This is a genomic window from Nitratireductor sp. J20-h4 (genome assembly GCF_056780505.1).
On the sequence record NZ_CM165557.1, the window covers coordinates 1,195,805 to 1,221,673 of the forward strand.

Annotated in this window: 25 protein-coding genes; 11 read left to right on the plus strand and 14 right to left on the minus strand. The window is 65.4% G+C overall.

Annotated elements, in window-relative coordinates; genetic code table 11:
* Positions 1-88 precede the first annotated feature (88 nt).
* The 6 genes from ACT2B0_RS05820 (at position 89) to ACT2B0_RS05845 (ending at position 6,179) form a co-directional block, all read left to right on the plus strand.
* Positions 89-1,852: a LysM peptidoglycan-binding domain-containing protein gene (locus tag ACT2B0_RS05820; RefSeq protein WP_473462413.1), complete on the plus strand. Its 1,764-nt coding sequence runs from the start codon at positions 89-91 to the stop codon at positions 1,850-1,852.
* 55 nt (positions 1,853-1,907) lie between these two features.
* The gene (locus tag ACT2B0_RS05825) at positions 1,908-2,234 is read left to right on the plus strand and encodes an ArsR/SmtB family transcription factor (protein WP_473462416.1); all 327 of its coding nucleotides are present in this window, start codon (positions 1,908-1,910) and stop codon (positions 2,232-2,234) included.
* A 38-nt stretch (positions 2,235-2,272) separates the two neighbouring features.
* Positions 2,273-4,171 carry an ABCB family ABC transporter ATP-binding protein/permease gene (locus tag ACT2B0_RS05830; protein WP_473462418.1) on the plus strand — a complete coding sequence of 633 codons (1,899 nt, stop codon included), beginning with the start codon at positions 2,273-2,275 and terminating at the stop codon, positions 4,169-4,171.
* 82 nt (positions 4,172-4,253) lie between these two features.
* A complete protein-coding gene (locus ACT2B0_RS05835; RefSeq protein WP_473462421.1) occupies positions 4,254-4,952 on the plus strand; it encodes a phosphatidylserine decarboxylase in 699 nt (232 codons plus the stop codon).
* Positions 4,953-4,955: 3 nt separating this feature from the next.
* On the plus strand, positions 4,956-5,774 hold the full coding sequence (gene pssA, locus ACT2B0_RS05840) for a CDP-diacylglycerol--serine O-phosphatidyltransferase (RefSeq protein ID WP_473462424.1): 819 nt from the start codon (positions 4,956-4,958) through the stop codon (positions 5,772-5,774).
* 60 nt (positions 5,775-5,834) lie between these two features.
* Positions 5,835-6,179: a RidA family protein gene (locus tag ACT2B0_RS05845; protein WP_473462426.1), complete on the plus strand. Its 345-nt coding sequence runs from the start codon at positions 5,835-5,837 to the stop codon at positions 6,177-6,179.
* Between the two features lie 67 nt (positions 6,180-6,246).
* Here ACT2B0_RS05845 and ACT2B0_RS05850 read toward each other — a convergent pair whose 3' ends face one another.
* Entirely contained in the window at positions 6,247-7,737 is a 1,491-nt protein-coding gene (locus ACT2B0_RS05850; protein WP_473462429.1) for a flavin-containing monooxygenase, read from the minus strand.
* A 111-nt stretch (positions 7,738-7,848) separates the two neighbouring features.
* Positions 7,849-8,301, minus strand: coding sequence for a cupin domain-containing protein (locus ACT2B0_RS05855; RefSeq protein ID WP_473462432.1), 453 nt, complete (start codon positions 8,299-8,301; stop codon positions 7,849-7,851).
* A gap of 246 nt (positions 8,302-8,547) precedes the next feature.
* Between ACT2B0_RS05855 and ACT2B0_RS05860 the strand changes: the two genes are divergently transcribed.
* The 3 genes from ACT2B0_RS05860 to ACT2B0_RS05870 all read left to right on the plus strand — a co-directional run bounded on the left by ACT2B0_RS05860 (position 8,548) and on the right by ACT2B0_RS05870 (position 11,257).
* Complete coding sequence (locus ACT2B0_RS05860; protein WP_473462435.1) at positions 8,548-9,501, plus strand: AraC family transcriptional regulator; 954 nt, start codon at positions 8,548-8,550, stop codon at positions 9,499-9,501.
* 218 nt (positions 9,502-9,719) lie between these two features.
* On the plus strand, positions 9,720-10,478 hold the full coding sequence (locus ACT2B0_RS05865) for a class I SAM-dependent methyltransferase (RefSeq protein ID WP_473462438.1): 759 nt from the start codon (positions 9,720-9,722) through the stop codon (positions 10,476-10,478).
* 134 nt (positions 10,479-10,612) lie between these two features.
* Positions 10,613-11,257 carry a hypothetical protein gene (locus ACT2B0_RS05870; protein WP_473462441.1) on the plus strand — a complete coding sequence of 215 codons (645 nt, stop codon included), beginning with the start codon at positions 10,613-10,615 and terminating at the stop codon, positions 11,255-11,257.
* Positions 11,258-11,341: 84 nt separating this feature from the next.
* On the opposite strand, the gene ACT2B0_RS05875 is transcribed toward ACT2B0_RS05870, so the two are convergent.
* From ACT2B0_RS05875 to ACT2B0_RS05930, 12 genes are all read right to left on the minus strand, one after another.
* Positions 11,342-11,962, minus strand: a complete 621-nt coding sequence (locus ACT2B0_RS05875) for a hypothetical protein (protein ID WP_473462443.1) — start codon at positions 11,960-11,962, stop codon at positions 11,342-11,344.
* A gap of 92 nt (positions 11,963-12,054) precedes the next feature.
* Entirely contained in the window at positions 12,055-12,816 is a 762-nt protein-coding gene (locus tag ACT2B0_RS05880) for an SDR family NAD(P)-dependent oxidoreductase (RefSeq protein ID WP_473462446.1), read from the minus strand.
* 16 nt (positions 12,817-12,832) lie between these two features.
* The gene (gene purF, locus ACT2B0_RS05885) at positions 12,833-14,335 is read right to left on the minus strand and encodes an amidophosphoribosyltransferase (protein WP_473462449.1); all 1,503 of its coding nucleotides are present in this window, start codon (positions 14,333-14,335) and stop codon (positions 12,833-12,835) included.
* A 71-nt stretch (positions 14,336-14,406) separates the two neighbouring features.
* Entirely contained in the window at positions 14,407-14,928 is a 522-nt protein-coding gene (locus ACT2B0_RS05890; RefSeq protein ID WP_473462452.1) for a CvpA family protein, read from the minus strand.
* A gap of 48 nt (positions 14,929-14,976) precedes the next feature.
* Positions 14,977-16,374, minus strand: a complete 1,398-nt coding sequence (gene radA / locus ACT2B0_RS05895) for a DNA repair protein RadA (protein WP_473462455.1) — start codon at positions 16,372-16,374, stop codon at positions 14,977-14,979.
* The gene (alr, locus tag ACT2B0_RS05900; RefSeq protein ID WP_473462458.1) at positions 16,374-17,558 is read right to left on the minus strand and encodes an alanine racemase; all 1,185 of its coding nucleotides are present in this window, start codon (positions 17,556-17,558) and stop codon (positions 16,374-16,376) included. Before alr ends, radA begins: the two co-directional genes overlap by 1 nt.
* A gap of 20 nt (positions 17,559-17,578) precedes the next feature.
* The gene (locus ACT2B0_RS05905; protein WP_473462460.1) at positions 17,579-19,069 is read right to left on the minus strand and encodes a replicative DNA helicase; all 1,491 of its coding nucleotides are present in this window, start codon (positions 19,067-19,069) and stop codon (positions 17,579-17,581) included.
* A 245-nt stretch (positions 19,070-19,314) separates the two neighbouring features.
* A complete protein-coding gene (locus ACT2B0_RS05910) occupies positions 19,315-20,592 on the minus strand; it encodes a class I SAM-dependent methyltransferase (RefSeq protein WP_473462463.1) in 1,278 nt (425 codons plus the stop codon).
* Positions 20,593-20,728: 136 nt separating this feature from the next.
* Positions 20,729-21,322, minus strand: a complete 594-nt coding sequence (rplI, locus tag ACT2B0_RS05915; RefSeq protein WP_473462465.1) for a 50S ribosomal protein L9 — start codon at positions 21,320-21,322, stop codon at positions 20,729-20,731.
* 200 nt (positions 21,323-21,522) lie between these two features.
* A complete protein-coding gene (rpsR, locus tag ACT2B0_RS05920) occupies positions 21,523-21,771 on the minus strand; it encodes a 30S ribosomal protein S18 (protein WP_106572379.1) in 249 nt (82 codons plus the stop codon).
* Between the two features lie 11 nt (positions 21,772-21,782).
* The gene (rpsF, locus tag ACT2B0_RS05925) at positions 21,783-22,187 is read right to left on the minus strand and encodes a 30S ribosomal protein S6 (RefSeq protein WP_473462468.1); all 405 of its coding nucleotides are present in this window, start codon (positions 22,185-22,187) and stop codon (positions 21,783-21,785) included.
* 282 nt (positions 22,188-22,469) lie between these two features.
* A complete protein-coding gene (locus tag ACT2B0_RS05930) occupies positions 22,470-23,411 on the minus strand; it encodes a calcium/sodium antiporter (protein WP_473462470.1) in 942 nt (313 codons plus the stop codon).
* Positions 23,412-23,614: 203 nt separating this feature from the next.
* Between ACT2B0_RS05930 and ACT2B0_RS05935 the strand changes: the two genes are divergently transcribed.
* Positions 23,615-24,781, plus strand: a complete 1,167-nt coding sequence (locus ACT2B0_RS05935) for a M20 aminoacylase family protein (protein ID WP_473462474.1) — start codon at positions 23,615-23,617, stop codon at positions 24,779-24,781.
* Between the two features lie 106 nt (positions 24,782-24,887).
* The gene (gene fabD, locus ACT2B0_RS05940) at positions 24,888-25,823 is read left to right on the plus strand and encodes an ACP S-malonyltransferase (protein WP_473462477.1); all 936 of its coding nucleotides are present in this window, start codon (positions 24,888-24,890) and stop codon (positions 25,821-25,823) included.
* The last annotated feature ends 46 nt before the right edge of the window (positions 25,824-25,869 follow it).

Sequence of the window (25,869 nt, forward strand, 5' to 3'; positions counted from 1 at the left end):
CGCGGGTCAAGTGCTGCATGCCGTTTTTCTTGTCGCACCGCATAAAACAGGATAAATCGTCCCTAATCGGCAAAGGACCGCACTCGCAATGGTGATTTCGCCGCTCAAGGCGCTTCTGTTTCTGGCCGGTGGAACCGCCGCAGCCGTATCGACCGCTTATGTCGGCGGTGCATTCGACGGATTTCTGAAGGAGCCGCCGGCAATGGTTGCGGCCCTGCCGGATGATGGCGCTGCTGCCAAAGCCGGCCGCAACGCCGATCAGGCTGCGCCCGCCAGCGACGCGCCCTCTGCCGGCCCCGTCGTCGAGACGGAGGAGCAAGTCCCTGAAAACAAAGAAATCCTGCCGCCGAGTTTCGATCTGGTTCGTGTCGAGCCGGACGGTTCGGTTGTGTTTGCCGGCAAGGCCGCACCCAACGCGTCGGTTGAAATCATCATCGGAACGCGGGTGATCGCCAAGGCGGCCGCCAGTCCCGAAGGCGATTTCGTCGTTATCCTCGACGATCCGCTCGGGCCGGGCAATTACCAGATCGTGCTGCGCTCCACGACCCCCGACAATGTGGTCGCGACCTCCGTCGAAACCGCCGTCGTTGCGATTCCGGAGACCGAATCGGGCCAGGTTCTGGCGCTGGTCGAGGAACCGGGCAAGCCGAGCAAGCTGATCACCGTGCCCGCGCCCGAAAGCCCGGCATCCGGCGGCGGGACGGATGTGGCCGATGTCGCCGCGCCGGAGACGGTCGTCGAGGACCCCGACGAGACGGTCGAGGAAACCGCGCCCCGGAAGCCGGTATCGACAGCACAGGTCGACGCGCCCGCCGACACAACCGCCCGGGATGGCCCCGAAACGGTGGAGGCGGACACCGATCCGGCCGAAAGCGGCGCGCCCGAACCGGTCGACCAGGTCGCCAATACCGAGCAGCCTGACGCCGCGACGAAAGACGAGGACCCGGTCGCAGTCGCCGCCGCAGACCCCGGGCCCGATGCGACGCAGCACGCCGACGACACCGATTCCGTTGAGGCGGGTGCGCCGCCGTCGGCCGGCAACCTGTCGAAACCCGCCGACAAGGCCGCGCCGCGCGTGCGTGTCGAGGCCGTCGAGATCGAGGGTCGCCAGGTCTTCGTGGCCGGCACCGGCGCGCCCGGCATGACCGTCAGGGTCTATGCCAACGCGATCCTGCTCGGCGAGGCGCAGGTCAACGCCTCCGGCCGCTTCCTGATCGAGACCGAGCGCGATCTCCCGGTCGGCGACTATATTGTGCGCGCCGACCTCCTCGACAATGGCGGTCGCAAGGTCGTGGCCCGCGCCGCCGTGCCGTTCCAGCGCGAGCCGGGCGAGGCCGTGGCCGCCGTTGCGCCTTTGCCGACCGCGCCGGAGGGGCCGGAAGAGACGGTGCTTGCCGAGGAAGCGTCGGCATCCGTCGGGCCCGCCGAGACGCCTGTGAAGCGACCGCAGGCGAAGGTCGACACCGCGCTGCCGGCCGCCACCGGCGAAACCGCACCGGAACGGGACGTCGGTGCCGGCGAGGCTATCGCTACCGCGCGCGCAGAGCCGGCTGCACCCGCGGTCGAGGAGGTGCTGGCGCCGAAACTGCAATCGGTGCAGAGCGCGGTGATTATCCGCCGTGGCGATACGCTTTGGCGGATATCGCGGCGGGTCTACGGCCGCGGCGTGCGCTATTCCACGATCTATCTCGCCAACGAGGATCAGATCGAGGATCCCGATCGCATCTGGCCGGGGCAGGTATTCCGCGTTCCAGACACCTCGGATGATGGCGAAGAGGCCGACATGCAGGCGCTCGAGGACCAGATGACCACGATCGAGGCCGCTGGCGGGACAACGACCGCCGTCGAATAGGGCGCCATACGCAGGGCTTGCGCAGGGCATATTCATCGTTTATCGTCGATATACGATGAATATTGTCGAAACCACTGAACAAAACGTCCGCGCGACGACCGACCTGCCCGAACTCGCGGCCGGCTTCGCAGCGCTGGCGCACCCTGCGCGACTGCGTATTCTGTGCCATCTGGCCTGTCGGGACGCGTGCTGTTGCCGCGAGATCGTCGAGGCGTTCGACCTGGCGCAATCGACCGTGTCGCAGCATCTCAAAGTCCTGGTCGATGCCGGCCTGGTACGGTACGTCCCGGAAAACCGACGCTCGCGTTATATGGTCGACCGGGAGGCGCTGGCGCGTCTTCAGGACCGGGCCTCGACGTTCCTGTCCTCCTGCTGCGCCTGAAACCGGGCGCGATCGCAATTCCATCCGGGGAGCCTTGATTGGCCGACAAAACCGTTTCCGCCGACTCCGGCGCCACGCTGAAGACCCTGCGCAATCTGTGGCCCTATATGTGGCCGGCCGATCGCGCCGACCTGAAGATGCGCGTGGTGTGGGCGAGTTTCTTCCTCGTCGCGGCCAAGCTCGTGCTGCTGATGGTGCCGTTCTTTTTCAAATGGGCCACCGACGCGCTCGCCGGCGACGGCGCCGCGCAGCCTTATCTGCCGGCGTTTCTGCTCGCGCCGGTGATGCTGGTCGTTGCCTATAATGTCGTGCGGCTGGTGCAATGGGGCTTCAATCAGCTCCGCGATGCGCTGTTTGCCAGGGTCGGCCAGCATGCGGTGCGCCAGCTCGCCTACAAGACCTTCGTGCACCTGCACGCCTTGTCGCTGCGCTTTCATCTGGAGCGGCGCACCGGCGGCCTGTCGCGCGTCATCGAGCGCGGCGTCAAGGGCATCGAGACGATCGTGCGCTTCACCATCCTCAACACGGTGCCGACGATTCTCGAATTCGCCCTGGTGGCGGTGGTGTTCGCCGTCATTTACGGCCTTGCCTATGTCGCCGTCATCGCCGCGACCGTGTGGGCCTATACCTGGTTCACGGTGCGCGCCAGCGACTGGCGCATCGCCATCCGCAGGGAGATGAACGAGTCCGATACCGACGCCAACACCAAGGCGGTCGATTCGCTGCTGAACTTCGAGACGGTGAAATATTTCAACAACGAAGTCATGGAGGCGCAGCGTTTCGACCGGTCGATGGAGCGCTACGAAAGCGCGGCCACCAAGACCTGGACCTCGCTCGGCTGGCTGAATTTCGGCCAGGGCGCGATTTTCGGCGTCGGCATGACCGTCATCATGGTGATGTCGGCGCGTGAAGTGATCGCCGGCACGCACACGATCGGCGATTTCGTGTTCGTCAACGCCATGCTGATGCAGCTTTCCGTGCCGCTCAACTTCATTGGCTTCATCTATCGCGAGATCCGCCAGGGACTGACCGACATCGAGCAGATGTTCGAGTTGCTCGCCGTGCCGCAGGAGGTCCGTGACCGGCCCGGTGCGCCCGACCTCGTGCCAGGGCAGGGCGCGATCCGCTTCGAGGACGTGCGGTTTTCCTACGACGCCAGCCGGCCGATCCTCAAGGGCATCAGCTTCGAGGTGCCGCCGGGCAAGACGGTGGCGATCGTCGGCCCCTCGGGAGCGGGAAAATCCACCATTTCCCGGCTTCTGTTCCGTTTCTATGACATTCAGGAAGGCCGAATCACCATAGACGGCCAGGACGTGCGCGACGTCACCCAGAAAAGCCTCAGGGCGGCGATCGGCATGGTGCCGCAGGATACGGTGCTGTTCAACGACACCATCGCCTACAATGTCCGTTACGGCCGTATCGACGCCACCGACGAGGAGGTGCGCAAGGCTGCGGATCTGGCGCAGATTTCCGGTTTCATCGAGCAATTGCCTGGTGGTTACAAAGCCATGGTCGGCGAGCGTGGCCTGAAATTGTCCGGCGGTGAAAAACAGCGCGTCGCTATTGCCCGTACGATATTGAAGGCGCCGCCGATCCTGATCCTCGACGAGGCGACGTCGGCGCTCGATACCCAAACCGAGCAGGAAATCCAGGCGGCGCTCGATCTGGTCAGCCAGGGCCGTACCACGCTGGTGATCGCCCACCGCCTGTCGACGGTGATCGGCGCCGACGAGATCATCGTGCTCAAGGACGGTCTGATCGCCGAGCGCGGTACGCACCGCGCCCTTCTCGACGCGGGCGGGCTTTATGCGGCCATGTGGGACCGTCAGCGCGAGGCGACCGAGGCCGAGGAGCGTTTACGCCGCGCGCGCGAGACCGACGAACTGGGGGTCGTGGTGCGCCGGCGCACGCCGGAGGTCGATGCCGTCGGCGATTGAAGCGGCTCTCGCGCCGCGTTGCGGGCGGCGTGTGTTTCGGCTAAGCCTCCGGCTCTGACGAAACCGGAGCCAGTAGACGGCGATGAGCCTGCAGCAATCGATCCGCAACGCACTCGTGCCCGTGCACCGCGAGGGCTGGCCGTTCATCGGGGCATTCGCCGGCGCGGCGATCATCTTGGGCGTATTCTCGACCAGCCTGTTCTGGGTCGGCGCCATCCTGACGGCCTGGTGCGCCTATTTCTTCCGTGATCCGGAGCGGGTCACCCCGGTCGACGACCGTCTGGCCATCAGTCCGGCCGACGGTATCGTCTCGGCCGTCGGGCCGGCCGTGCCGCCGCGCGAGCTTGGCCTGGGCGCCGGTGAGATGCTGCGCATCTCCGTGTTCATGAACGTCTTTTCCTGCCATGTGAACCGCGCGCCGGTGCGCGGGCGGCTGTCGCGCATCGAGCACCGGGCCGGCAAGTTCCTGAATGCCGAGCTCGACAAGGCAAGCCAGGAGAACGAGCGCAACGGGCTCGTCATCGAAAGCCCGCACGGCAGCGTGGCCACGGTCCAGATCGCCGGTCTGGTCGCGCGCCGGATCGTCTGCTGGGCCGAGGAGGGCACCGACACCGCCGTTGGCGAACGTATCGGCCTGATCCGCTTCGGCTCCAGGGTCGACGTGTTCCTGCCGGAGGGCGCGGTGGCGCGCGTGGCGATCGGCCAGACGGCGATTGCCGGCGAAACCGTGATCGCAGAATTCGGCGCGCCGCGGGTCGCGCCGCTGGTCAGGGTCTCCTGACCGGTGCCGTTCGCCGGCAAATCGGACGACGGCAACGGGCAAAAGACGCCCGATCCGCGCGGGCCGGGCATTCGCGAGATCCCGCTGCGCATGGTGGTGCCCAATCTGGTGACCGTGCTGGCGATCTGCGCCGGTCTGACCGGAATCCGCCTCGCCTTCGAACAGCGCATCGAACTGGCCGTGGCGATGGTGCTTCTGGCCGCCTTCCTCGACGGCGTCGACGGCCGCGTGGCGCGCGCCCTCAAGGCGACCTCGAAATTCGGCGCGGAAATGGATTCGCTTGCCGACATCGTCAATTTCGGCGTCGCGCCGGCCCTCGTGCTGTACGCGTTCCTGCTGGACGGTGCCGGCGCACCGGGCTGGATCGCGGCGCTCCTGTTCGCGATCGCCTGCGGCCTCAGGCTGGCGCGTTTCAACGTCATGGATCACGATCCCAACCGCGCTTCGGGCTGGCGGGCCGGCTATTTCGTCGGCGTGCCCGCGCCGGCGGGCGCCATGCTTGTGCTTCTGCCGGCCTATCTCAGCTTTCTCGGTGTCGAGCACGGCGCGGTTTTTGCCGGAGTTTCCAGCGTCTTCACGCTGTTGGTCGCCTGTCTGCTGGTCAGCCGTGTGCCGGTGTGGTCGGGCAAGAATATCGGCCGCGTCCGCGGCGACGTGGTCATGCCGCTGATCCTGGCGATCGTGTCCTACGTGCTGCTGTTGATCAATTATCCCTGGCATACGATGAGCGTGACCGCCATCGCCTATCTCGCCTTCATCCCGCTGAGCTGGCACTTCTACCGGCGCCGCGAAGCGCGCGAGCGGGCCAGCGGAGCCGCTTGACACAGACGCATATTGCAGCGTCGCACCGTTTTCTTCCCGCAAACAACAAGGAGTTTTGCAATGTCCATTCGTCGTCTCGAGCCCGGCAAACGCATGAGCCAGGCCGTCATCCACGGCAACACCGTCTATTTGGCCGGCCAGGTCGGAACCCCGGGCAAGAGCGTCGCCGACCAGACCAGGGACGCGCTCGCCGCGGTCGATCGTCACCTGGCCGCCGCCGGTTCCGACAAGTCGAAAATCCTCCAGGCCACGATCTGGATGTCCGACATGCGCGATTTCGCCGCCATGAACGAGGTCTGGGACGCGTGGATCGATCCCCAGAACCCGCCCGCGCGCGCCACCGGCGAGGCACGGCTAGCGACCGCGCAGCACCTGGTCGAGGTGATTGTCATCGCCGCGCTCTGAACCGGACCATCGGTCTGGCGTTCAGCCAATGCCAGCAAGGGCGGCCCAGAGGCCGCCCTTCGACGTTTCAGGCCGCGCGATATTGCGGCGTCGAGGCCAGATAGCGCGCATAGGCGTCGGCGTTGGGCGGGGTGAGGTTTTCTGCCAGCGGATTGCGCTTTTTCTTGCGCGCGCCCATGTCCGCCAGCAATTCGTCGAAATGCTTGAAGTGGTAGGGCGCCACGCACAGTCCGCCATAGACCCCGGCCGCCGGCCGTTCCGTGCGCTTCCATTGAAGCATCATGTCGATATTGCGGTTCATCTCCTCCGCGCTCGGCTGATGGGCGAGCATGCCGTCGGCGTAGCGCACCAGCCAGTTGGCGGCGAGTTCGGCGCACAGCACGGTGCAGAAGGAGGAGTTGAAGCCAACGAACCCCATAGCCGGCAGCTCCGGATTGGCGATGATGCGATAGAGCCGGTACTGGCCGTCGGGCTCGACCAGCTTCTTGCGGTATTCCTCCGGCAGGAAAGGCACGCCGAGCTTCCAGCCGACAGCCAGGATCGCCGTGTCGGCGGCCACCCGCTCGCCCCCGGTCAGCACCACCGTGCCGGGCTCGTAGTGGTCGAACGTGCCCTGGACGGCTCGGATGCGGCCGTCGGCGACCATATTGAAAAAGCCGGGCGTGACGATCGGTACCGAGCAGTTGATACCGCGTTCGATCGGCTCCTTGGGCCTGAGCCCGGTTTTCTTGAGCTTGAGCTGGATCGACAACAGGCTTTCCAGTGCCCGCCAGTTCGCCCACACGAACGGCTTGGCGAGCGCGTGATTGAGCCTGGCCAGCGTCGACTGGCCCCAGCCGGGAAACATTTTTTCCTGCGCCCGGATGTAGAGAATGCGCTTGAAGTTGATCAGCCCGCCGATGAAATAGGGGATGCGCCAGACCGTTTCCAGATAGACGATGGTGACGGTGGCCGCGCCCGATTTGACCGCGTTGACGGCGATATCGGTGGCGGATTTCGAAAAGCCGAGCACCACCACCTTCTTGCCTTTCAGCGTCGCCGGATCGGTATAGTCCGACGAGTGCATCACCTGGCCGCCGGCTTGCTCGAACGTTTCCTGGCCGGGGTGGGTCAGAATGTTTTTTTCCGAAAACTGGCCCGTGCACACGGCGACGAAGTCGAAGTCCTCCTTCGCCGCTTTGCCGTCGCCGCCTTCGAGGTCGAGCGTCCAGCCCTTGCGGCCGTCGGCGCGCCGTTCCATGGCTGCAACACGCGTTTTGTAGCGGATCAGCGGCGTCAGGCCGTTCTCGTGTGCGTAGTCGGTCAGATAGGCATGGACCTGTGGCCCCTTCGGCCATTCCGGATAATGGTCCGGCATCGGCTTGCCCGTATAGCGGTAAAGATCCTTCGGGCTCTGTGTCTGGACGTCGGGATAGGAGCGGGACGGCTCCCACACCCCGCCCAACGCGTGGCTGCGCTCGATGACGGTGACCGTGTGCCCGCGCTCCTTGAAGGCCTTGGCTGCGGCCAGACCGCTGACGCCCGCGCCAATGACGGCGACGTTCTTCTTCTCGACCATGGTGGTTCCCCGTTTTTGGGCGGCCGTTTGCCCACAGCTCCGCCGGCGGCGCGCCATGCACGCCGCGGGCGGCCTTTTTGGGTGGCCGCCGCGCCTGTTCGCGCTAGAAACTCAGTCGTTGGCTTCGGGCGGCAGGAAGTCGACTGCGTGTTCGGCGGAGATCTTCACGACTTCGTCCGGGTCGCTCAAATCATGCAGCCGGTTGAACAGCGCTTCCAGCTCGCCGGCCGGCGAAACCCAGAACAGCGCCCGCGCCGGCTTGTCCGACTTGTTGAAATAGCCGTGCGGAATGCCGCGCGGCATGCGCACCAGATCGCCAGCCTTGGCCTTGGACCATTCGCCGTCGAGTTTCAGGTCGAGCTCGCCTTCCTGAACCAGAATGAACTCGTCCTGGGTCGGATGGATGTGGACCGGGACGAACTGCCCCGGATCGCTGTTGGTCTCGAAGGCGAATGTGGACGCGCATGACGCTTTCGGAAAATAGACCTGGCCGAGAATGTTCCAGGTCGTGCCGTTGAAGCCGGTTCCGTTGCGGGTAATGCCCTTGTCGAGCTCGTCAGCCATAGTGTTCTCCCATTGTGTTCGAGAAGGCGTCTTCACCCGGACGCCTGTGTTCTCGCGGCCAGACTAGCCGCGAACGGTGCGTAATTTCTGTCCGGATTGCGAGCCGACTATCCAGAAAACGAAAAAAACGCCCCGCTGCGGCCGAATGAAGCGACGGCAACTTGGATGGTGGCCCAACGATGCTACACTGCGCGAATGAGGGCTGAAGAAGGTTCCCGCCACGCGCCTCCTCTTTCCGGTCACGTCTTGTTCGAGACGGATGACCTGGATTGCGCGCGCGACCGGGTCGCGCGGATTTTCTGCAATCACCGCCTGGAGATCGTCGGCGGCGGAGCCGCCTTTCACGCCACTCAGCACCATGCGCCAGGCAGCATGATTTCGCTCAACTATATCAGCTACGGTGCCGACGTGATGATCGACCCCGGCGCACTCGACAGCTTTTACCTGATCCAGATGCCGATCGCCGGCGCGGCGACGATCTGCAACGGGCGCAAGGAATTCCTGACCGGGCTGGACACGGCCTCGGTGCTGAACGCCGATCTTGAAACGCGCATGCACTGGTGGCGCGGATGTCGGCAATTGCTTGTCCAGATCCCCAAGGCGCCGTTCATGGCCTTCGCAGAGCGACTGTTCGACCGTGCGCTGCCGGGGCCGGTCATATTCGATCCGCAGATCGACCTCTGCCGCCCCGAAATGCGTGAATGGCGGCGGCTTGCCGAGCTGCTTTTCCAGGCCGCCGAATGCGGCCCCGGCTGGTCGACCGGCCTTCAGGCCGCCTACAACGAACAGCGACTTCTGGAGGCGTTCCTGCGCGGCCAGCCGAGCAACATGTCGATTTTCCTCGAACGCGGACCGCAAGGCGCCACACCGCGCCATCTGCGCCGGGCCGAGGAATTCCTGCGCGCCAACTGCCATCGCCCCATCACCCTCCTCGACGTCGCCGCGGCGGCCGAGGTCTCGCCGCGCACGCTGCAACTCGCCTTCAAGGCGCGCCACGGCCTGTCGCCGATGCATGCCCTGCAACGCGAGCGCCTGCGGCGCGTGCGCTTCGATCTGCAGCAGGGCGACGATGGCGTATCGGTTACCGACATCGCGCTGAAATGGGGATTTTCCCATCTCGGCCGGTTTTCCGCCGCCTATCGCCGCGAATTCGGCGAATTACCGCGCGAAACCACGCGGCGGACTGCGGCTCTTTCATAAAAATAGATGGTTTTGGCTCGAAAATAGGTGTTTTTTGGCTCGGTCGCGGCCCGTATCTGTGACCGTCGGACGACACGGAAAAATATTCGCCGGGCGGTCTCGCCGACCCATTTGCGGTTTCGCGCCCGATCGTCTACCGGGCCTTTGGTGGTCGGCCGGACGAACCCGGCGTGGCGGCCACGCGTCGCCATCGTCTTTCTCAATCCTGTCAGTGCAGCATGAACAATCGTTACGCAAAGCTCGCATCCTGGGTCTACAATCTCGACAAGCCGGTCGGCCGTTCGTTCGGCGACGTGGAGTATTACCGGAAGCGCCTTGAGCCGTGCCGGGGACCCGTTCTCGAACCCGCGGTGGGGAACGGCCGCGTTTTCGTTCCGCTCCTGGAAGCCGGGTTTGCGATTGAGGGTTTCGATGCGTCGGAAGAGATGCTGGCCTATTGCCGGGAGGAATGCCGAAGGCGCAACCTGTCCGCCCGGCTGACCAGGCAGACTTTTGCGGATTTTCGTTACGAGAGCGCGTTTTCGGCGATCGTCGTTCCGGCGGGATCGTTTCAGCTGCTCGCGGACGCGGCGTCCGCGAAAACCGTGCTACGGCGGTTTTTCGACCATCTGGCTCCCGGCGGAAAATTGCTGCTGGATCTCGACCCGATCGGCGCTTTTCTGGAACCGGCCGGCCCGGTTAGAAGCTGGACGGCGCCGGACGGCGATCTGCTCACCCTCACCGAGCAACGTGTCGAAACCGACCATGTCGCCCAGACCACGCTGACCCATCTGCGTTACGACCATTGGCGCGACGGGCGCCTGCTGGAAAGCGAATTGGACCTGTTCAGGCTGCGGTGGTGGGGCGTCGAGGAGTTCTCCCTCGTCTTGCGCGATGCCGGCTTCACCGATGTGGTGGTGTCGGGCAATTACCAGCACGGACGACCTCCGCGCAACGGCGACGACAGCATCAGCTTCGAGGCTTACCGGCCCGCCTAGTCGCGCCGGGGCTTCGAAGCCGCTTCGGCCATCCGGATCGGCCAGACCGAACATTTTTTTGACGGCACCCGTGAACCTTTCTCCGCGTTGCGACGACCAATCGATATTGGCAACGCACAAAACGGAGGGACGACATGACTGCCAAACTCTTCAAACTGACCCATCTCTTGACGGCGACCGCGATCCTGGCCGGTTCTCTGGCTGCGACCGACATCGCGTCCGCCCGCGACGGCGGCGGCCCCGCTCGCAGCTATTCGGGCACGGTCGAGATCGGCGACCAACCCGCCGCCGCGCCGCGGAAGAAGGAAACAAAAAAGGCGTCGAAGCCGACGAAGAAACGTAACAATCTCGACGACACCGCCAAGATCATCCAGATGGGCGGCGCGCCGCGCCGGGTCGGGTTGAGCGTGATCGGCGGCTTGGTCGGCGATTTCTCCTGCACGGTCGTGTGGTGCATCTTCGACAAGGGGTTTGGCATGGATACGCGCTACACCCCTGGCGACGTGACGCGCCAGGTGCTCGGCGGCAAGCCGGCCAAGCGCGCCCGCCGGGTCAAGCAGAAGGTCGAGCACGACAAGGCGAACTGCCAACAATGCCAGCGCGAGGCCGAAGGCGAGCGCCGTCTGGCCGCGTGGCGGGCCGCGCAGAAGGCCAAGCGCGACGCGGCGATGAAATATTGGCGCGAAAAGGCGCAGAAGCGTGAGGAACTGCACCGTCGCCACGGCTCGAACGGCTACACGCGGTTCGGCGGGGATTACCAGATGCGGCTCGGCCGCTGATTTGAAGACATCGCCGCGAGGAGGCCCCGGATGGCGCATCCGGGGCCTTTTTTATGCCCTGCCATGTGCAAGGCCCGAAAACGGTCAGTCGGTCGCGAAGCAGTAGAACAGGCCGTCGCCGCCCGTACTCCGCAATGCCTCCTGGCTGCAGCCGCGCGAGGGGTGCGACGAATTCCACGATTTCGACGGCGCGTCGTCGCGCAGGCCCATGCGGTCGTGATGACCGACGATCGCCTGGCCGTCACCGCTGGCGGTCCAGTTTGCGCAAGTCGCGGCTGCCGCCGTACCGTCGGGGTTGGAGCCGGTCAGGATGTCGTGCCGGTTGGGCTGGTCGCCGCGGCCATTGACCATGGCGCCGCTTTCGTCGAGCCCGGTCTCCTTCGAGATCGCGTTGGCGTCGCTATGCAGCGCGGCGACGTCGTCGGCGATCTTGTCGCCCTTGGCGTTGTGCCAGGGGCCGGCGCCGATGCGATCGCGCGCGTTTTCGGTGTCGGTCGACAGATAGGCGCGCCAGGTCTTGCCGGTTGCGCCCGCAGCCTCGGCCAGGCTGGCGCAATGCGCGTCCGCGCCGGCGAGCCCGCCGAGATCCGCGCCGTTGCCGGGCCCGGCGCTGGTGATGAAGAAACTCATCGCGTTGTCCTGCGCCTGCGCGCTGGCCAGCGCGGCGAAGGTCGACAATACGACCGTCGTCAATAAGCGTTTCATGGCGTTTCTCCGCACACGGTGCTGCGCCCCCGGATCATAGTCCGGCGGCTTCCCGTGCAGCGCCAGTCACGTTCGCGTGTAGGAGAGCCGGCCTATTGCGGTTTTTGCCAGGCAGTGAAACGGCCGAGTTCGACATCCCAGATCTTGCCGGTCTCGGTGATGTCGGGGCCGGCCAGCGGCACGATTTGCGCAGCGACTTCGGCTGGATGCGGCAGGGTGTCGGGATCCTCGCCCGGCATTGCCTGTGCCCGCATGGCGGTGCGCGCCACACCCGGATTGACGATGTTGACCCTGAGCGGCGTGTTTTTGGTCTCGTCGGCCCAGGAGCGCGCCAGCGCCTCGACAGCGGCCTTCGAGGCCGCGTAGGGCGCCCAATAGGCGCGCGCCGAATGCGCGGCCCCCGACGACAGCACGATCGCCCGTCCGGCATCGGCGGCGCGCAGCAGCGGGTCGAGCGAGCGGATCAGCCGCCAGGTCGCCGTCACGTTGAGCGTCATCACCTTCTCGAACACCTTGGCCTCGACATGGCCGATCGGCGCGATCACCCCGAGCACGCCGGCATTGGCGACCAGAATGTCGAGCTTGCCCCAGCGTTCGTGGATTGCCCCGCCGAGCCGGTCGATGCCGGCCATGTCGGCCAGGTCGAGCGGCACCAGCGTTGCTTCGCCTTTGCCGGTGCGGGCGTGCTCGGCCTTGATCTCGTCGTCGAGTTCCTCGAGTCCGCCGACGGTGCGCGCGACCGCGATCACGTGCGCGCCGGCCGCCGCCATCTGCTTGGCTATATGATAGCCGATGCCGCGTGAGGCGCCGGTGACGAGCGCCACGCGCCCGGAAAGATCAAGAGAAGAGGTCACGTCGGGGCTGCTTCTTCTAGAATTGCGCGCGCGAGGCGAGGATGGAAAGCTGGCGCACATTGTCGGCGCCCTCGTGGTCGAGCAGCCGGGTTGGATAGTCGCGTGTGAAGCAGGCGTCGCAGAACTGCGGCGCTTCATTGTCGCGCACGGCCTCGCCGACCGCACGGTAGAGCCCGTCGATCGACAGGAAACCGAGCGAATCGACCCGGATGAAATCGCGCATCTCGTCGATTGTCATGCGCGAGGCGAGCAGCTTGGCTGTCTCCGGCGTGTCGACGCCGTAAAAACATGAGGCGCGCGTCGGCGGCGAAGCAATGCGCATATGCACTTCCCTGGCGCCGGCGTCGCGCACCATTTGCACGATCTTTTGCGAAGTGGTGCCGCGCACGATCGAATCGTCGACCAGCACCACGCGCTTGCCCTCGATCATTCGCCGGTTGGCGTTGTGTTTCAGCTTCACGCCCATATGGCGGATCGAATCGCCCGGCTGGATGAAGGTGCGCCCGACATAGTGGTTGCGGATGATGCCGAGCTCGAAGGGCAGGGCGGCCGCCTGGGCAAAGCCGATCGCCGCCGGCGTGCCCGAATCCGGCACCGGCACGACCAGGTCGGCCTCGACCGGGCATTCGCGCGCCAGTTCCATGCCGATCTTCTTGCGCACGTCGTAGACGTTGCGGCCCTCGACCGAGGAGTCCGGCCGCGCGAAATAGACATATTCGAAGATACAGAAGCGCGGCCGTACCTCGCCGAAGGGGAAGTGGCTCTCGACCCCCTTGCTGGTAATCACCACCATCTCGCCCGGCCTGACGTCGCGCACGAAGCGCGCGCCGATAATGTCGAGGGCGCAGGTCTCCGAAGCAAGAATCCAGGCCCCGTCGAGATCGCCCAGCACCAGCGGGCGGATGCCCAGAGGGTCGCGGCAGCCGATCATCTTCTTCGAAGACAGCGCCACCAGCGAGAACGCGCCCTCGAGCTGGCGCACGGCCTCGGTGAAACGGGCGTTGAAATCCTTCTCCTGGCTGGTCGCCACCAGATGGAGCAGGGTCTCGGTGTCCGAGGTCGACGAGAAGATCGCGCCCTGCTTCTGCAGATTGCGCTGCACGGTCATGGCGTTGGTGATGTTGCCGTTATGCGCGACGGCAAAGCCGCCATCGGCGAGTTCGGCAAACAGCGGCTGGATATTGCGGATGCCTGAACCGCCGGTGGTGGCGTAACGGGTATGGCCGATCGCGCGGTTGCCTTTCAGGCTGTCGATCACCGCCTGCTTGGTAAAGGTGTCGCCGATCAGTCCGACATGGCGCTCGACATGGAACTGGTTGCCGTCGAAGGAGACGATGCCGGCCGCTTCCTGGCCACGATGCTGGAGCGCGTGCAGACCGAGCGTGACGATCGCCGCCGCGTCCTGGCGGCCGAATATGCCGAACACGCCGCATTCGTCGTGGAAATGATCGTCCGCTTCCGCGGCCGCGCTCCGCTCGCGCTCATCCCCGCCAACGGGCCTCGCAAGCATGTCCGTCATGACAGCCGCCTTTCACTTGACCGATACGCGGTGCCGTCCGCGTTGCCGCCGGCTCGACTGTGGCCGGATGTTCAGCCGTCGTCACTGCTGGTGATCTTTTTCAGGATCGAGTCTTCCGGGTCGTCCGGAAGCAGCGCCTGCAGCCTTTCGCCGATCCCCTCAAGCAGCGGCAGCGACTTGGCCTGCGCCACCCAGGTCGGACGGTTTTCCCCGACCAGCCAGTTGAAGAACAACAGCGCCACCGCAATCACCAGAACGCCGCGCGCCGCGCCGTAGACGAAACCGAGCGTGCGGTCGAGCGCACCGACGCGGCTGTCGATGATGAAGTCGGCGACCTTCATCGTAATCACCGAGACGACGATCAGTGCGACGAAAAACACGATCGCCGCCGCCGCCGCCAGAGCGATCTGCGCGTTGTCGATATAGGGTGTGACGTAGGGCAGCACCAACGGATGGAAGAAATAGGCCGCCGCCGCCGCCGCCGCCCAGGACGCGATCGACAGAATTTCGCGTGAGAAGCCGCGCACCATGGCCAGCACGGCCGACACGAGGGTGAAACCGATTAGGATTCCGTCAAGCAGCGTGATCGGCATCAGAGTTCCACTCCCAGTGACCCGCGGGCATCCGTTTCAAGCAAGGTGTCAATCCTCGTCGCGTCCCCGTTTCGAGCCCGCGATCCGGGCCACCAGATCGGCAAGCGCGCCTGGCTGGAAGGATCGCGCCGCGATACCCCCGGCAATGTCTCCGCTGCCCGCGGGCATGACCGCCTGGGCAAAGCCGAGCTTCTCAGCCTCCTTCAGCCGTTGCTGTGCATGCGCGACAGGTCTGACGGCGCCCGAAAGGCTGATTTCGCCGAAATAGACACAATCCGCGGGAAGGGCAAGCCCGACCAGCGAGGAAACCAGCGCCGCGGCGACCGCAAGGTCGGCTGCCGGCTCGGAAATGCGATAGCCGCCGGCGACGTTGAGATAGACGTCATTGGTCGAAAACCGCACGCCGCAATGGGCTTCCAGCACGGCGAGCACCATGGAAAGCCGGGGGGAATCCCAGCCGACCACCGCCCGTCGCGGCGTGCCGAGCGGCGAGGGGGCCACCAGCGCCTGGATTTCCACAAGCACCGGCCGGGTGCCTTCCATGCCTGCAAACACCGCCGCGCCCGGCGCCTGCGCTGTGCGCTCGCCCAAAAAAAGCTCGGACGGGTTGGAGACTTCGTGCAGGCCCCGGTCCGACATTTCGAACACACCGATTTCGTCGGTCGGGCCGAAGCGGTTCTTGACCGTTCTGAGGATGCGATAATGATGCCCGCCTTCGCCTTCGAAATAGAGCACCCCGTCGACCATGTGCTCGACCACGCGCGGACCCGCGATCTGGCCGTCTTTGGTGACGTGGCCGACAAGCACGACGGCAGCGCCGGTCGATTTGGCGTAACGGATCAGCGCCTGGGCGGAGGCGCGCACCTGGGTGACGGTGCCCGGCGCGGAATCGGCCATGTCGGTCCACAGCGTCTGGATCGAATCGATGATCAGAAGGTCCGGTCGCCTGCCGTCTGCGATGGTGGCCAGAATGTCTTCGACATTCGTCTCCGCCGCCAGTTCGACCGGCGCATCGGCGGCCTGCAGGCGCTGGGCCCGCAGCCTGATCTGGGCCACGGCTTCCTCGCCTGACACGTAGACGACCCGGTGACCCTGGCGTGCCAGCGCGCCGGCGGCCTGGGTGAGCAGGGTCGATTTGCCGATCCCGGGATCGCCGCCGATCAGGAGCGCCGAGCCGCGCACGAAACCGCCGCCGGTGGCGCGGTCGAGTTCGTCGATACCCGAGGCGATGCGCGGCGCGTCCTCGATCTCGCCCGAAAGTGTCGTCAACGCGACCGCGCGACCGGGACGCGCCTTTCGCGTTGCCGCCGGCCCGGATCCGATGCCGCCCGCGGTGCCTTCCTCGACCAGCGTGTTCCATTCGCCGCAGGCGTCGCATTTGCCGGCCCAGCGCGAATGCACGCTGCCGCAATTCTGGCAGATGAACTGGATGCGCGCGCGCGCCATCAGTTGCCGTCTCCGTTTGCGCGGCTTTCCGCCGCCGGCCCGATATAGGTGCGATGGTGACGCCGGCCGAGCCCGGTCAACAACTCGTAGGAGATCGTGCCGGCCGCCGTGGCGGCTTCCTCGATAGGGAGGTTGGGTCCGAAGACCTCGATCCGGTCGCCGACCGTGAGCGCTCCGTCTTCCACGTCGGTGATGTCGAACATGGTCATGTCCATGGTCACGCGGCCGAGCACCGGCACGCGCAGCCCGCCCGCGAAACCGTGGCCGCCGCCGGTGACCGCGCGCAGCGGCACGCCCGCGCCCGACACGGCGCGCGGCAGTCCGTCAGCATAGCCAGCCGCGCAGATCGCCACGCGGCTGTCGCGCTGCACCACCGCCGCTGCGCCGTAGCTGACCGCCTCGCCGGCGCGCACGGTGCGGATTTGCACGATCCGGGCCTCCACGCACACGACCGGTTGAAGATCCGGTCCCGACAGCCCACCGTAAAGCGCGATGCCGGGTCTGACGAGGTCGAAATGGAAGTCGGCGCCGAGCGCGATCCCGGCCGAATTGGCAAGGCTCGCCTCGACGCCGCCAAAAAGCTGACGAGCCGCCGTGAACGTTTCGAGCTGGCGCTGGTTGAGCGGATAGTCGGGCTGGTCCGCGCCGGCGAGATGGCTCATCACCAAAACGGGATCAAGCGCGCCGGTCAGCGCATTTTCCTCTGCCAGCGTCCTGGCCTGCTCGAACGTGAGGCCGAGCCGGTTCATGCCGGTGTCGACATGGATCGCGCAGGCATGGGCAACGCCGTCGGTGCTGCAAAAACCTTCCCAGATCGCCATTTCGCGGCGCGAATTGAGCACCGGGATCAGGCTCGCTTCGGCATAGGCCTGGGCCGCCTCGCGGCCGAACAACCCGCCGAGCACGAATATCCGGGCGTGCGGGCTTACCTTGCGCACCGCGCGGCCTTCCTCCGGCCAAGCGACGAAAAACGTGTCGCAGCCCGCCGCGGCAAGCGCCGGCACCGCCTCGGCGATTCCCAGCCCGTAAGCGTCGGCCTTGACCACGCCAGCCGTACGCGCGGTTGGCGCCAGAGCCGCCAGCGTGCGGTAATTGTGCTGCAGCGCGCGCAGGTCGATCGTGGCGAACGCGCCGGCGAGCCGCGCCTCGACGCCGGTTTCGTGAATGCTGAGTGTGTCTGACACGGTGTGGCTCGAAACGGCGATTACTCGAAACGCTCGGGAAGATGATCTTCCTCGGCCAGGTCCGAGAAGCGGGTGAACTGGCCCTCGAAGGCGAGTTCCACGGTTCCGGTCGGACCGTGGCGCTGCTTGGCGACGATCAGTTCCGCCTTGCCCTTAACCCGTTCGAACTTCATCCGCCACTCCTCGTATTCGGGCGTGCCTTCCTCCGGTTCCTTGTTTTGCATGTAGTACTCGTCGCGATACACAAACAGCACCACGTCAGCATCCTGCTCGATCGAGCCCGATTCGCGCAGGTCGGCGAGCTGCGGGCGCTTGTCGTCGCGGTTTTCGACCTGGCGCGAGAGCTGCGACAGCGCGATGATCGGCACCTGCAGCTCCTTGGCAAGCGCCTTCAGCCCGGTGGTGATCTCGGTGATTTCCTGGACGCGGTTCTGCGCCGCGCGCGCGCTGGTGCCCTGCATGAGCTGCACATAGTCGATGACGATCACATCGAGGCCGCGCTGGCGTTTCAGGCGCCTGGCGCGCGCGGCGAGCTGGGCGATCGAGATGCCGCCGGTCTGGTCGATGTAAAGCGGCGTCTTTTCCATCATCTGCGAGCAGGCGACGAGCTTTTCGAACTCGGTCTCGGTGATCTCGCCGCGGCGGATTTTCGAGGACGAGATTTCCGTCTGCTCGGAAATGATGCGGGTGGCGAGCTGCTCGGACGACATTTCGAGCGAGAAGAAACCGACGACCCCGCCATTGGCGGCCTTGAACGAGCCGTCGGCCTGCTGCGCCGGCGTGTAGGCGGCGGCGACGTTGAAGGCGATGTTGGTCGCCAGCGACGTCTTGCCCATCGCCGGTCGCCCGGCCAGGATGATCAGGTCGGAGGGCTGCAGGCCGCCCAGGCGGCGGTCGATGTCGCGAAACCCGGTCGATATGCCCGAAAGATTGCCGTCGCGCATATAGGCGGCGTTGGCCATGTCGATCGCGGTCTTGACCGCGTCGGTGAAGGTTTCGAACCCGCCATCGTAGCGCCCGGTTTCGGCAAGCTCGAACAGGCGGCGCTCGGCGTCCTCGATCTGGTCGGAGGGCGACATGTCGACCGGGGCGTCGAAGGCGATGTTGACCATGTCCTCGCCGACCGTGATCAGCGCCCGGCGCGTGGCGAGATCGTAGATCGCGCGCCCGTAGTCGGAGGCGTTGATGACCGTGACCGCCTCCGCGGCGAGGCGCGCCAGATAATGCGCCACCGTCATGTCGCCGACTTTTTCCTCGGCCGGCAGGAAGGTTTTCATCGTCACCGGGTTGGCGGTCTTGCCCATCCGTATCAGCTCGCCGCCCACCTCGAAGATCTTGCGGTGCAAAGGCTCGAAGAAATGGCCCGGCTTCAGGAAATCCGAGACCCGGTAGAAGGCGTCGTTGTTGACCAGGATCGCGCCGAGCAGCGCCTGCTCGGCCTCGATATTGTGCGGCGGCTCGCGGTAGAGCGGCGTTTCCGGCGCGCCGAGCTTGCGGACTGCTTCTGCCATCGTGTCCCCGTCAAAATCCCTCGAGCCTCGCGTTAGCAGAAGGCAAGGGCGCCGGGGAAAGATTCATCTGTCGGGCACCGAGATTCATGTCTCGATACCCATCATCCACCCCGTCATCCACAGTCGTCCACAAACTTGCGTGTTCGGAGGCGACGAATCCAGTTGACGCGAATCACATTCTATCACCGCTGCAAGCTCAGGCTCTCCTCCCGGAAGCACCAGTTACGTCGTGGGCGGAGCCAATCCTATGACGTCGTGCGTTTGCGCATCGGCGTGGCGGGCGGCGAACGCGGTCTGCGCTCGTCGGCATCGGCCAGCCGGTCTTCGGCGACGCCGATATAGTCGCGGGTCACCGGCAGCGTGTCGTTGCGGCGCGCAAGCTGAATCTGGAACACCATCAGGTCCTGCCAGCGGAACGCGGCCTCCGAGCCGGCGAGGTAGAATTCCCACATCCGGCAGAACCGTTCGTCGTAGATCTCGCGGATGCGGTCGCGGTTGGCCAGGAAGCGCTGACGCCAGTGCATGAGCGTGTCGGCATAGTGAAGGCGCAGGATCTCGACGTCGGTCACTTCAAGGCCCGAGCGTTCGATCGCCGGCAGCACCTCCGAAAGCGCGGGAATGTAGCCGCCGGGAAAAATATGCTTGCGGATAAACGGGGTTGTTGCCGATGGCGGTCCCGAGCGGCCGATCGAGTGCAGCACCATCACGCCGTCGGGCTTCAGGATCGTTGCGCACTTGTCGAAGAAGGCGCGATAATGATTGACGCCGACATGCTCGAACATGCCGACTGAAACGATCCGGTCGAAGCGCTCGCCGAGCTTGCGGTAGTCCCTGAGCTCGAAATGGGCCCGGCCCTCCAGCCCCTCCTGCTGCGCCCGCTCGGTGGCGATCGCCAATTGTTCTTCCGACAGGGTGATGCCCAGAACGTCGACGTCGAGATTGCGGGCGAGATATAGGCCGAGCCCGCCGAAACCGCATCCGATGTCCAGCACGGTCTGGCCGGGCCTGAGCGCCAGCTTGGCGGCGAGGTGGCGTTTCTTGGCCTCCTGAGCCTCCTCGAGCGTCATGTCCGGCCGCGCGAAATAGGCGCAGGAATATTGCAGGTCGGTATCGAGAAAGAGCTGGTAGAGTTCGCGCGACAGGTCGTAGTGCCGGCGTACGTTGCGTCGCGCGCGCTCGGTCGTGTTGAACTGCTGCAGCCGCCTCAGCCCGTGCCTGAAACCGTCGGCCATCCGGGTCCAGAAGGCGCCGACATCGAGCGTGGGCGAGTTTTTGTAGATCACTTCCAGAAGGTCGAGCAGGTCGCCTTCCAGAAGGTCGATCTCGCCGTTCATGTAGCTCTCGGGCAGGGCCAGCACCGGGTCGAAGGTGATGGCGCGCTCGGCATGGGCGGAATGGATGGCGATCGTGACGCGGGTTCCGTTCTGGTCGCCGAACGAGGTCGAACGTCCCTTGTGGTCGACCACGGTCAGATTGCCCGTCCGGATCAGGCGTTCGATAAGGCTGCGCAACAACACGTTCATGGGAGCAAGGCCTCCCCAAAAATTCGCTTTTGGATCGCTTGCACCCAAGAATGCGGGAACAGCGGTCCTTCGATCAAGAAAAAAATGCCCGGAATTCGCATCCCGGGCATTGATCCTGAACGATTTTATTTCTGTATCAGGTCGTTTGATCGCCCTCGTCGAACTCTTCGCCGTCCTCGTTCGGGTCGAAGAAACTGTCCGGGCGGGCGTTTTCATTGATGTCGTCGCCGTAGATCGCCTCCGCCGAATCCAGCTTCTCGCCGGCCGCCTGGCGTTCGGCCTCGTCGGTGGAACGAGCGACGTTCATGGTGACGGTCACCTCGACCTCCGGGTGAAGTGCGATAATGACATTGGTCAACCCGATCGCCTTGATCGGCTGGTTGAGCTCGATCTGGTTGCGATTGACCGAAAAGCCTTCTTCGATCAGCAGGTCGGCAATGTCGCGCGGAGACACCGAACCGTAGAGCTGGCCGGTTTCGCCGGCCGCGCGCACGATGATGAACGACATGCCGTCGAGGCTCTGGGCGATCTTCTCGGCTTCGGACTTGCGCTCCAGATCGCGCGCCTCGAGCTGGACGCGCTGGCCTTCGAACTTCTTCTTATTGGCTTCGTTGGCGCGCAGCGCCTTGCCCTTGGGCAAGAGGAAGTTGCGGGCGTAGCCGTCGCGGACCTTGACCGTGTCGCCCATCTGGCCGAGCCGGGCGATGCGTTCGAGAAGAATGATTTCCATGAGAACAATCCTTGTTGCGGACGCCTTTGCGGCGCGGGCCGGATTGCGGAAAGCCGAATGGCGGCGCGATCGCCGTCCTGTCGCTGTCCTGCCGTCCGGCAGTTAGGGGCACAGGCCCCAGCCCGGGATTTTCGTTCGATCGGTCCTGACCGCGCCCGTCGCGGGGGACAGGCGCCGCCTGACGGCGGCGCCGGGGATCCTTAACGGACCACGTAGGGCAGAAGGCCGAGGAAACGCGCGCGCTTGATCGCCTTGGCGAGTTCGCGCTGCTTCTTCTGGCTGACGGCGGTGATGCGCGAGGGCACGATCTTGCCGCGTTCGGAGATGTAGCGCTGCAGGAGCTTCACGTCCTTATAGTCGATCTTCGGCGCGTTGGAGCCGGAGAACGGGCAGGTCTTGCGCCGGCGATGAAAGGGGCGCCGGGTCGGGATCTGGTTGATGTCGACCATTGTCGTGCTCCTTAGGACTGTTCGCGCGGCCGGCGCGGGCCGCGATCGCCACGATCACCGCGTCCGCCGAACCGGTCGCCGCGATCGTCGCGGTCGCGCTTCTGCATCATCGCCGAGGGACCTTCCTCGTGCGCATCGACACGAATGGTCATGAAGCGCAGCACGTCTTCCGACAGGCCCATCTGGCGCTCCATCTCGTTGACGGCGGCGGCCGGGGCGGTCAGGTCCATGAGCGTGAAATACGCCTTGCGGTTCTTCTTGATGCGGTAGGTCAGGGACTTCAGTCCCCAGTTCTCCACCCGGCCGATCGATCCGCCATTGGCTTCAACGACGCCCTTGTACTGTTCGACAAGCGCGTCGATCTGCTGTTGCGACAGATCCTGCCGGGCAAGGAACACATGTTCGTAAAGAGCCATTGTTTCTTTGCCTTTCTTCCGTTTCGCTCTCCCGGAAACCAGCGGCTAAGCCTCTGCGACTTGTCTTTGCCCGCTATGGCGGGAGAAGAAAGGCGCATGGTCGAGACGGTCGAGAGCGGAGACACGGGAGGCGGAAGGCTTCTTGCCTTCACACGCGAAGCGGATTTTCAAGGAAATACGCGCACGGCCCTCCGTTCAGCCCCCAACTGGACCGGCAGAGTGAGCGCGCTTATACAGGTTTTTGGCAATCTGGCAAGCACAGGCTGGCAAGCGCGGGCGTGTCTAACCGCCAACGGTATATAGGCCGATCGTATAGGCGGCGTAGGCTGCCAGCATGACCAGGCCGGTCGTACGGCCCAGCCGATCGCGCAGGACGAGCATCACCGCGAAGGCGAGGCTGATCGCCAGCACCAGCGGGACGTCGACCCGCCAGAACCGCTCGGCGATCGGCAGCGGTGCGACAGCCGCCGTTGCGCCCAGTATGCCCAGTATGTTGAAGATGTTCGATCCCACGATGTTGCCGATGGCCACGCCCGCCCTGCCGCGCCACGCGGCCACGACCGAGGTCGCGAGTTCGGGCAAGCTGGTGCCGATGGCGACGATCGACAAGCCGATCACAGCTTCCGAAACCCCGAGTGCAAGCGCGATGGCGCTGGCGCCTTCCACGAGAAGGTTGGCGCCCGCGAACAGCAGCGCCAGGCCGGCCGCGAGCAGCGCGGCGGCGAGCCAGGCCGGCTTTTTCGGCGTGACCACCACGTTGCCGCCATCGGATTCATCGCAGGTCCGGCTGGCGCGGTAATGGGCATAAAGATAGCTTCCCAGAAACAGCAACAACAGCAGGCCGGCCCAGGTGGGCAGCGCGCCATAGGCGGCAGCCAGCAACAGCAGCACCGTGGCGACAAGCATCAAAAGCACGTCGCGGCGTACATCCCCGCCCCATCCGCCGGACGGGGCGAGCACCGCCGTGACGCCGCCGATCAGAAGCAGGTTGGCCATGTTGGAGCCGACGACATTGCCGATCGCGATCTCCGGGCGGCCTTTCAGGGCGGCCTCGACGGACACCAGCAATTCCGGCATCGAGGTGCCGAATCCCACTACGGTAAGGCCGATCACCAGTTCCGTGACGCCGAACCTGCGGGCCGCCGAAACCGCGCCGCGCACGAGCAGTTCGCCACCGCCGAACAACAGAACAAAACCGACTATGACAAAGATGATATCGCGCACGGACGAGCGTTTTCCCTGGTTTCCGCCAAGCCCCCTTGCGCGGTCGGGCTAAGATGGGGAGGTCCCGCCGGCCATGCAAGTCCGCGCCGCGCGCGCCTGCCGCGGCTGCCGTGCTGGATCACCCGATTTCTTTTGGCGCGCCGCCGTAGATCGTGCAAAACGGCGGCACGGGAACACATAAACGAGCCGGAGGAGAAAAACGCATGCCGATCGTCAACCGGATTGCCGAGTTTCACCAGGATGTCACCGCGTGGCGCCGTGCTATCCACGCCCATCCCGAACTGCAGTTCGACGTCCATCGCACGGCGGCGCTGGTCGCCGACAAGCTCAGGGAATTCGGCGTCGACGAGGTCGTCACCGGGATCGGCCGCACGGGGGTGGTCGGCGTCATTCGCGGCCGCAAGACCAATTCCGGCAAGACGATCGGTCTGCGCGCCGACATGGATGCTCTGCCGATCCAGGAGGCGGTCGAACGGCCGCATAAATCCACGACGCCGGGTGTCATGCATGCCTGCGGCCATGACGGACACACCGCCATGCTCCTGGGTGCCGCGCGCTATCTCGCCGAAACGCGCAATTTCGACGGCACCGCGGTGCTTATCTTCCAGCCGGCCGAAGAGGGCGGCGGTGGCGGTCGCGTCATGGTCGAGGAGGGCATGATGGAGCGATTCTCGATCGACGAGGTCTACGGCATGCACAATGCGCCGGGGATTCCGTTCGGCCAGTTCGCGCTCAGGAGCGGCTCGATGATGGCCGCAGCCGACATGTTCGTGATCGACATCGAAGGCGTGGGCGGTCACGCCGCGCGTCCGCAGCGCTGCATCGACACCACGCTTGTCGGCGCGCATATCATGACAGCCTTGCAGTCGGTCGTTTCACGCAGCGTGGACCCGGTCGAGGCGGCGGTGATCTCGGTCACGACCTTCAAGGCGGGCGACGCCTTCAACGTCATCCCCCAGACCGCGCGGCTCACCGGGACGGCGCGCACGCTGTCGCCGCAAGTCCGCGACCTTCTGGAGGAGCGCATGGCGCAAGTGGTCGAAAACACCGCCGCCGCCTTCGGCGCCAAGGCAACGCTGGATTACCAGCGCCACTATCCGGTGCTGTCAAACCATGCGCGCGAAGCCGGCTTCGCTGCCGAGGTGGCGCGCCAGGTCGTGGGCGAGCGGGTCGACACCGAAACACCGCAGGTCATGGGCGGCGAGGACTTCGCCTTCATGTTGGAGGCGCGGCCCGGCGCCTTCATCTATCTCGGCCAGGGCGACACGCAATATCTCCATCATCCCGAGTATGATTTCGATGACGAGATCATTCCGATCGGCTGCTCCTACTGGGCGAGGCTGGTCGAAACCGCGCTGCCGGCCGGCTGAACAGGGACCGTTCCGGCTTATCCGGTCATCGTCGGCCCGGTCTTGACTTCGCGGCCCGTCCTGCCGCACAGGCAGCGCGAGACAATCGAAGGGGAGATACCGCCCGATGGCGATCGCATTCACCTTTCCCGGCCAGGGCAGCCAAACCGTTGGCATGGGCCGTGAACTGGCCGAGGCCTTCCCCGAGGCCCGCGCCGTCTTCGACGAGGTCGACGAAGCGCTGGGCGAAAACCTGTCGACGCTGATCTGGGAAGGGCCGGAGGAGACGCTGACGCTGACGGCGAATGCGCAGCCGGCGCTGATGGCGGTCTCCATGGCCGCCTTGCGCGCCATGCAGGCGCGCGGGCTGGTGCTGGAGGACAAGGTCGATTATCTCGCCGGCCATTCGCTGGGCGAATATTCGGCCCTGTGCGCGGCCGGCGTTTTTTCGCTCGCCGACACCGCGCGCCTGCTGCGTATCCGCGGCAACGCCATGCAGGCGGCCGTACCGCCGGGCGAAGGCGCCATGGCGGCGATCCTGGGCCTGGACGACGCCGAGGTCGAAGCCGCCTGCCAGGCGGCCGGCAACGGGGTTTGCCAGATCGCCAACGACAATGGCGGTGGCCAGATCGTCATCTCCGGCGCAAAGGCGGCTGTCGAAGCCGCGGCCGCATTGTGCACCGAAAAGGGCGCCAAGCGCGCCATCATGCTGCCGGTTTCCGCGCCGTTTCATTCCGCGCTGATGGCGCCTGCGGCCGAGGCCATGCGCACAGCCCTGGCCGATGTGGCGATGCAGGCGCCCGCCATCGCGGTGGTGGCCAACGTCACCGTGACCCCGCTTACCGACCCGGCCGAGATCGCCCGGCGTTTGGTCGAGCAGGTCACCGGCCGCGTGCGCTGGCGCGAGACCGTGGAGTTTTTCGCCGGCAACGGCGTGACCGGGCTATTCGAGATCGGTGCCGGCAAGGTGCTTTCGGGGCTTGCCCGCCGCATCGATCGCTCGCTCGCCACCACCAGCGTCGGCGGCCCGGCCGACATCGATGCGGCGCTCGCCGCCTTGTGACGCACCATCGCGGCCACGGCCTGCCGGCTGCGCGGGCCTGGCCAGA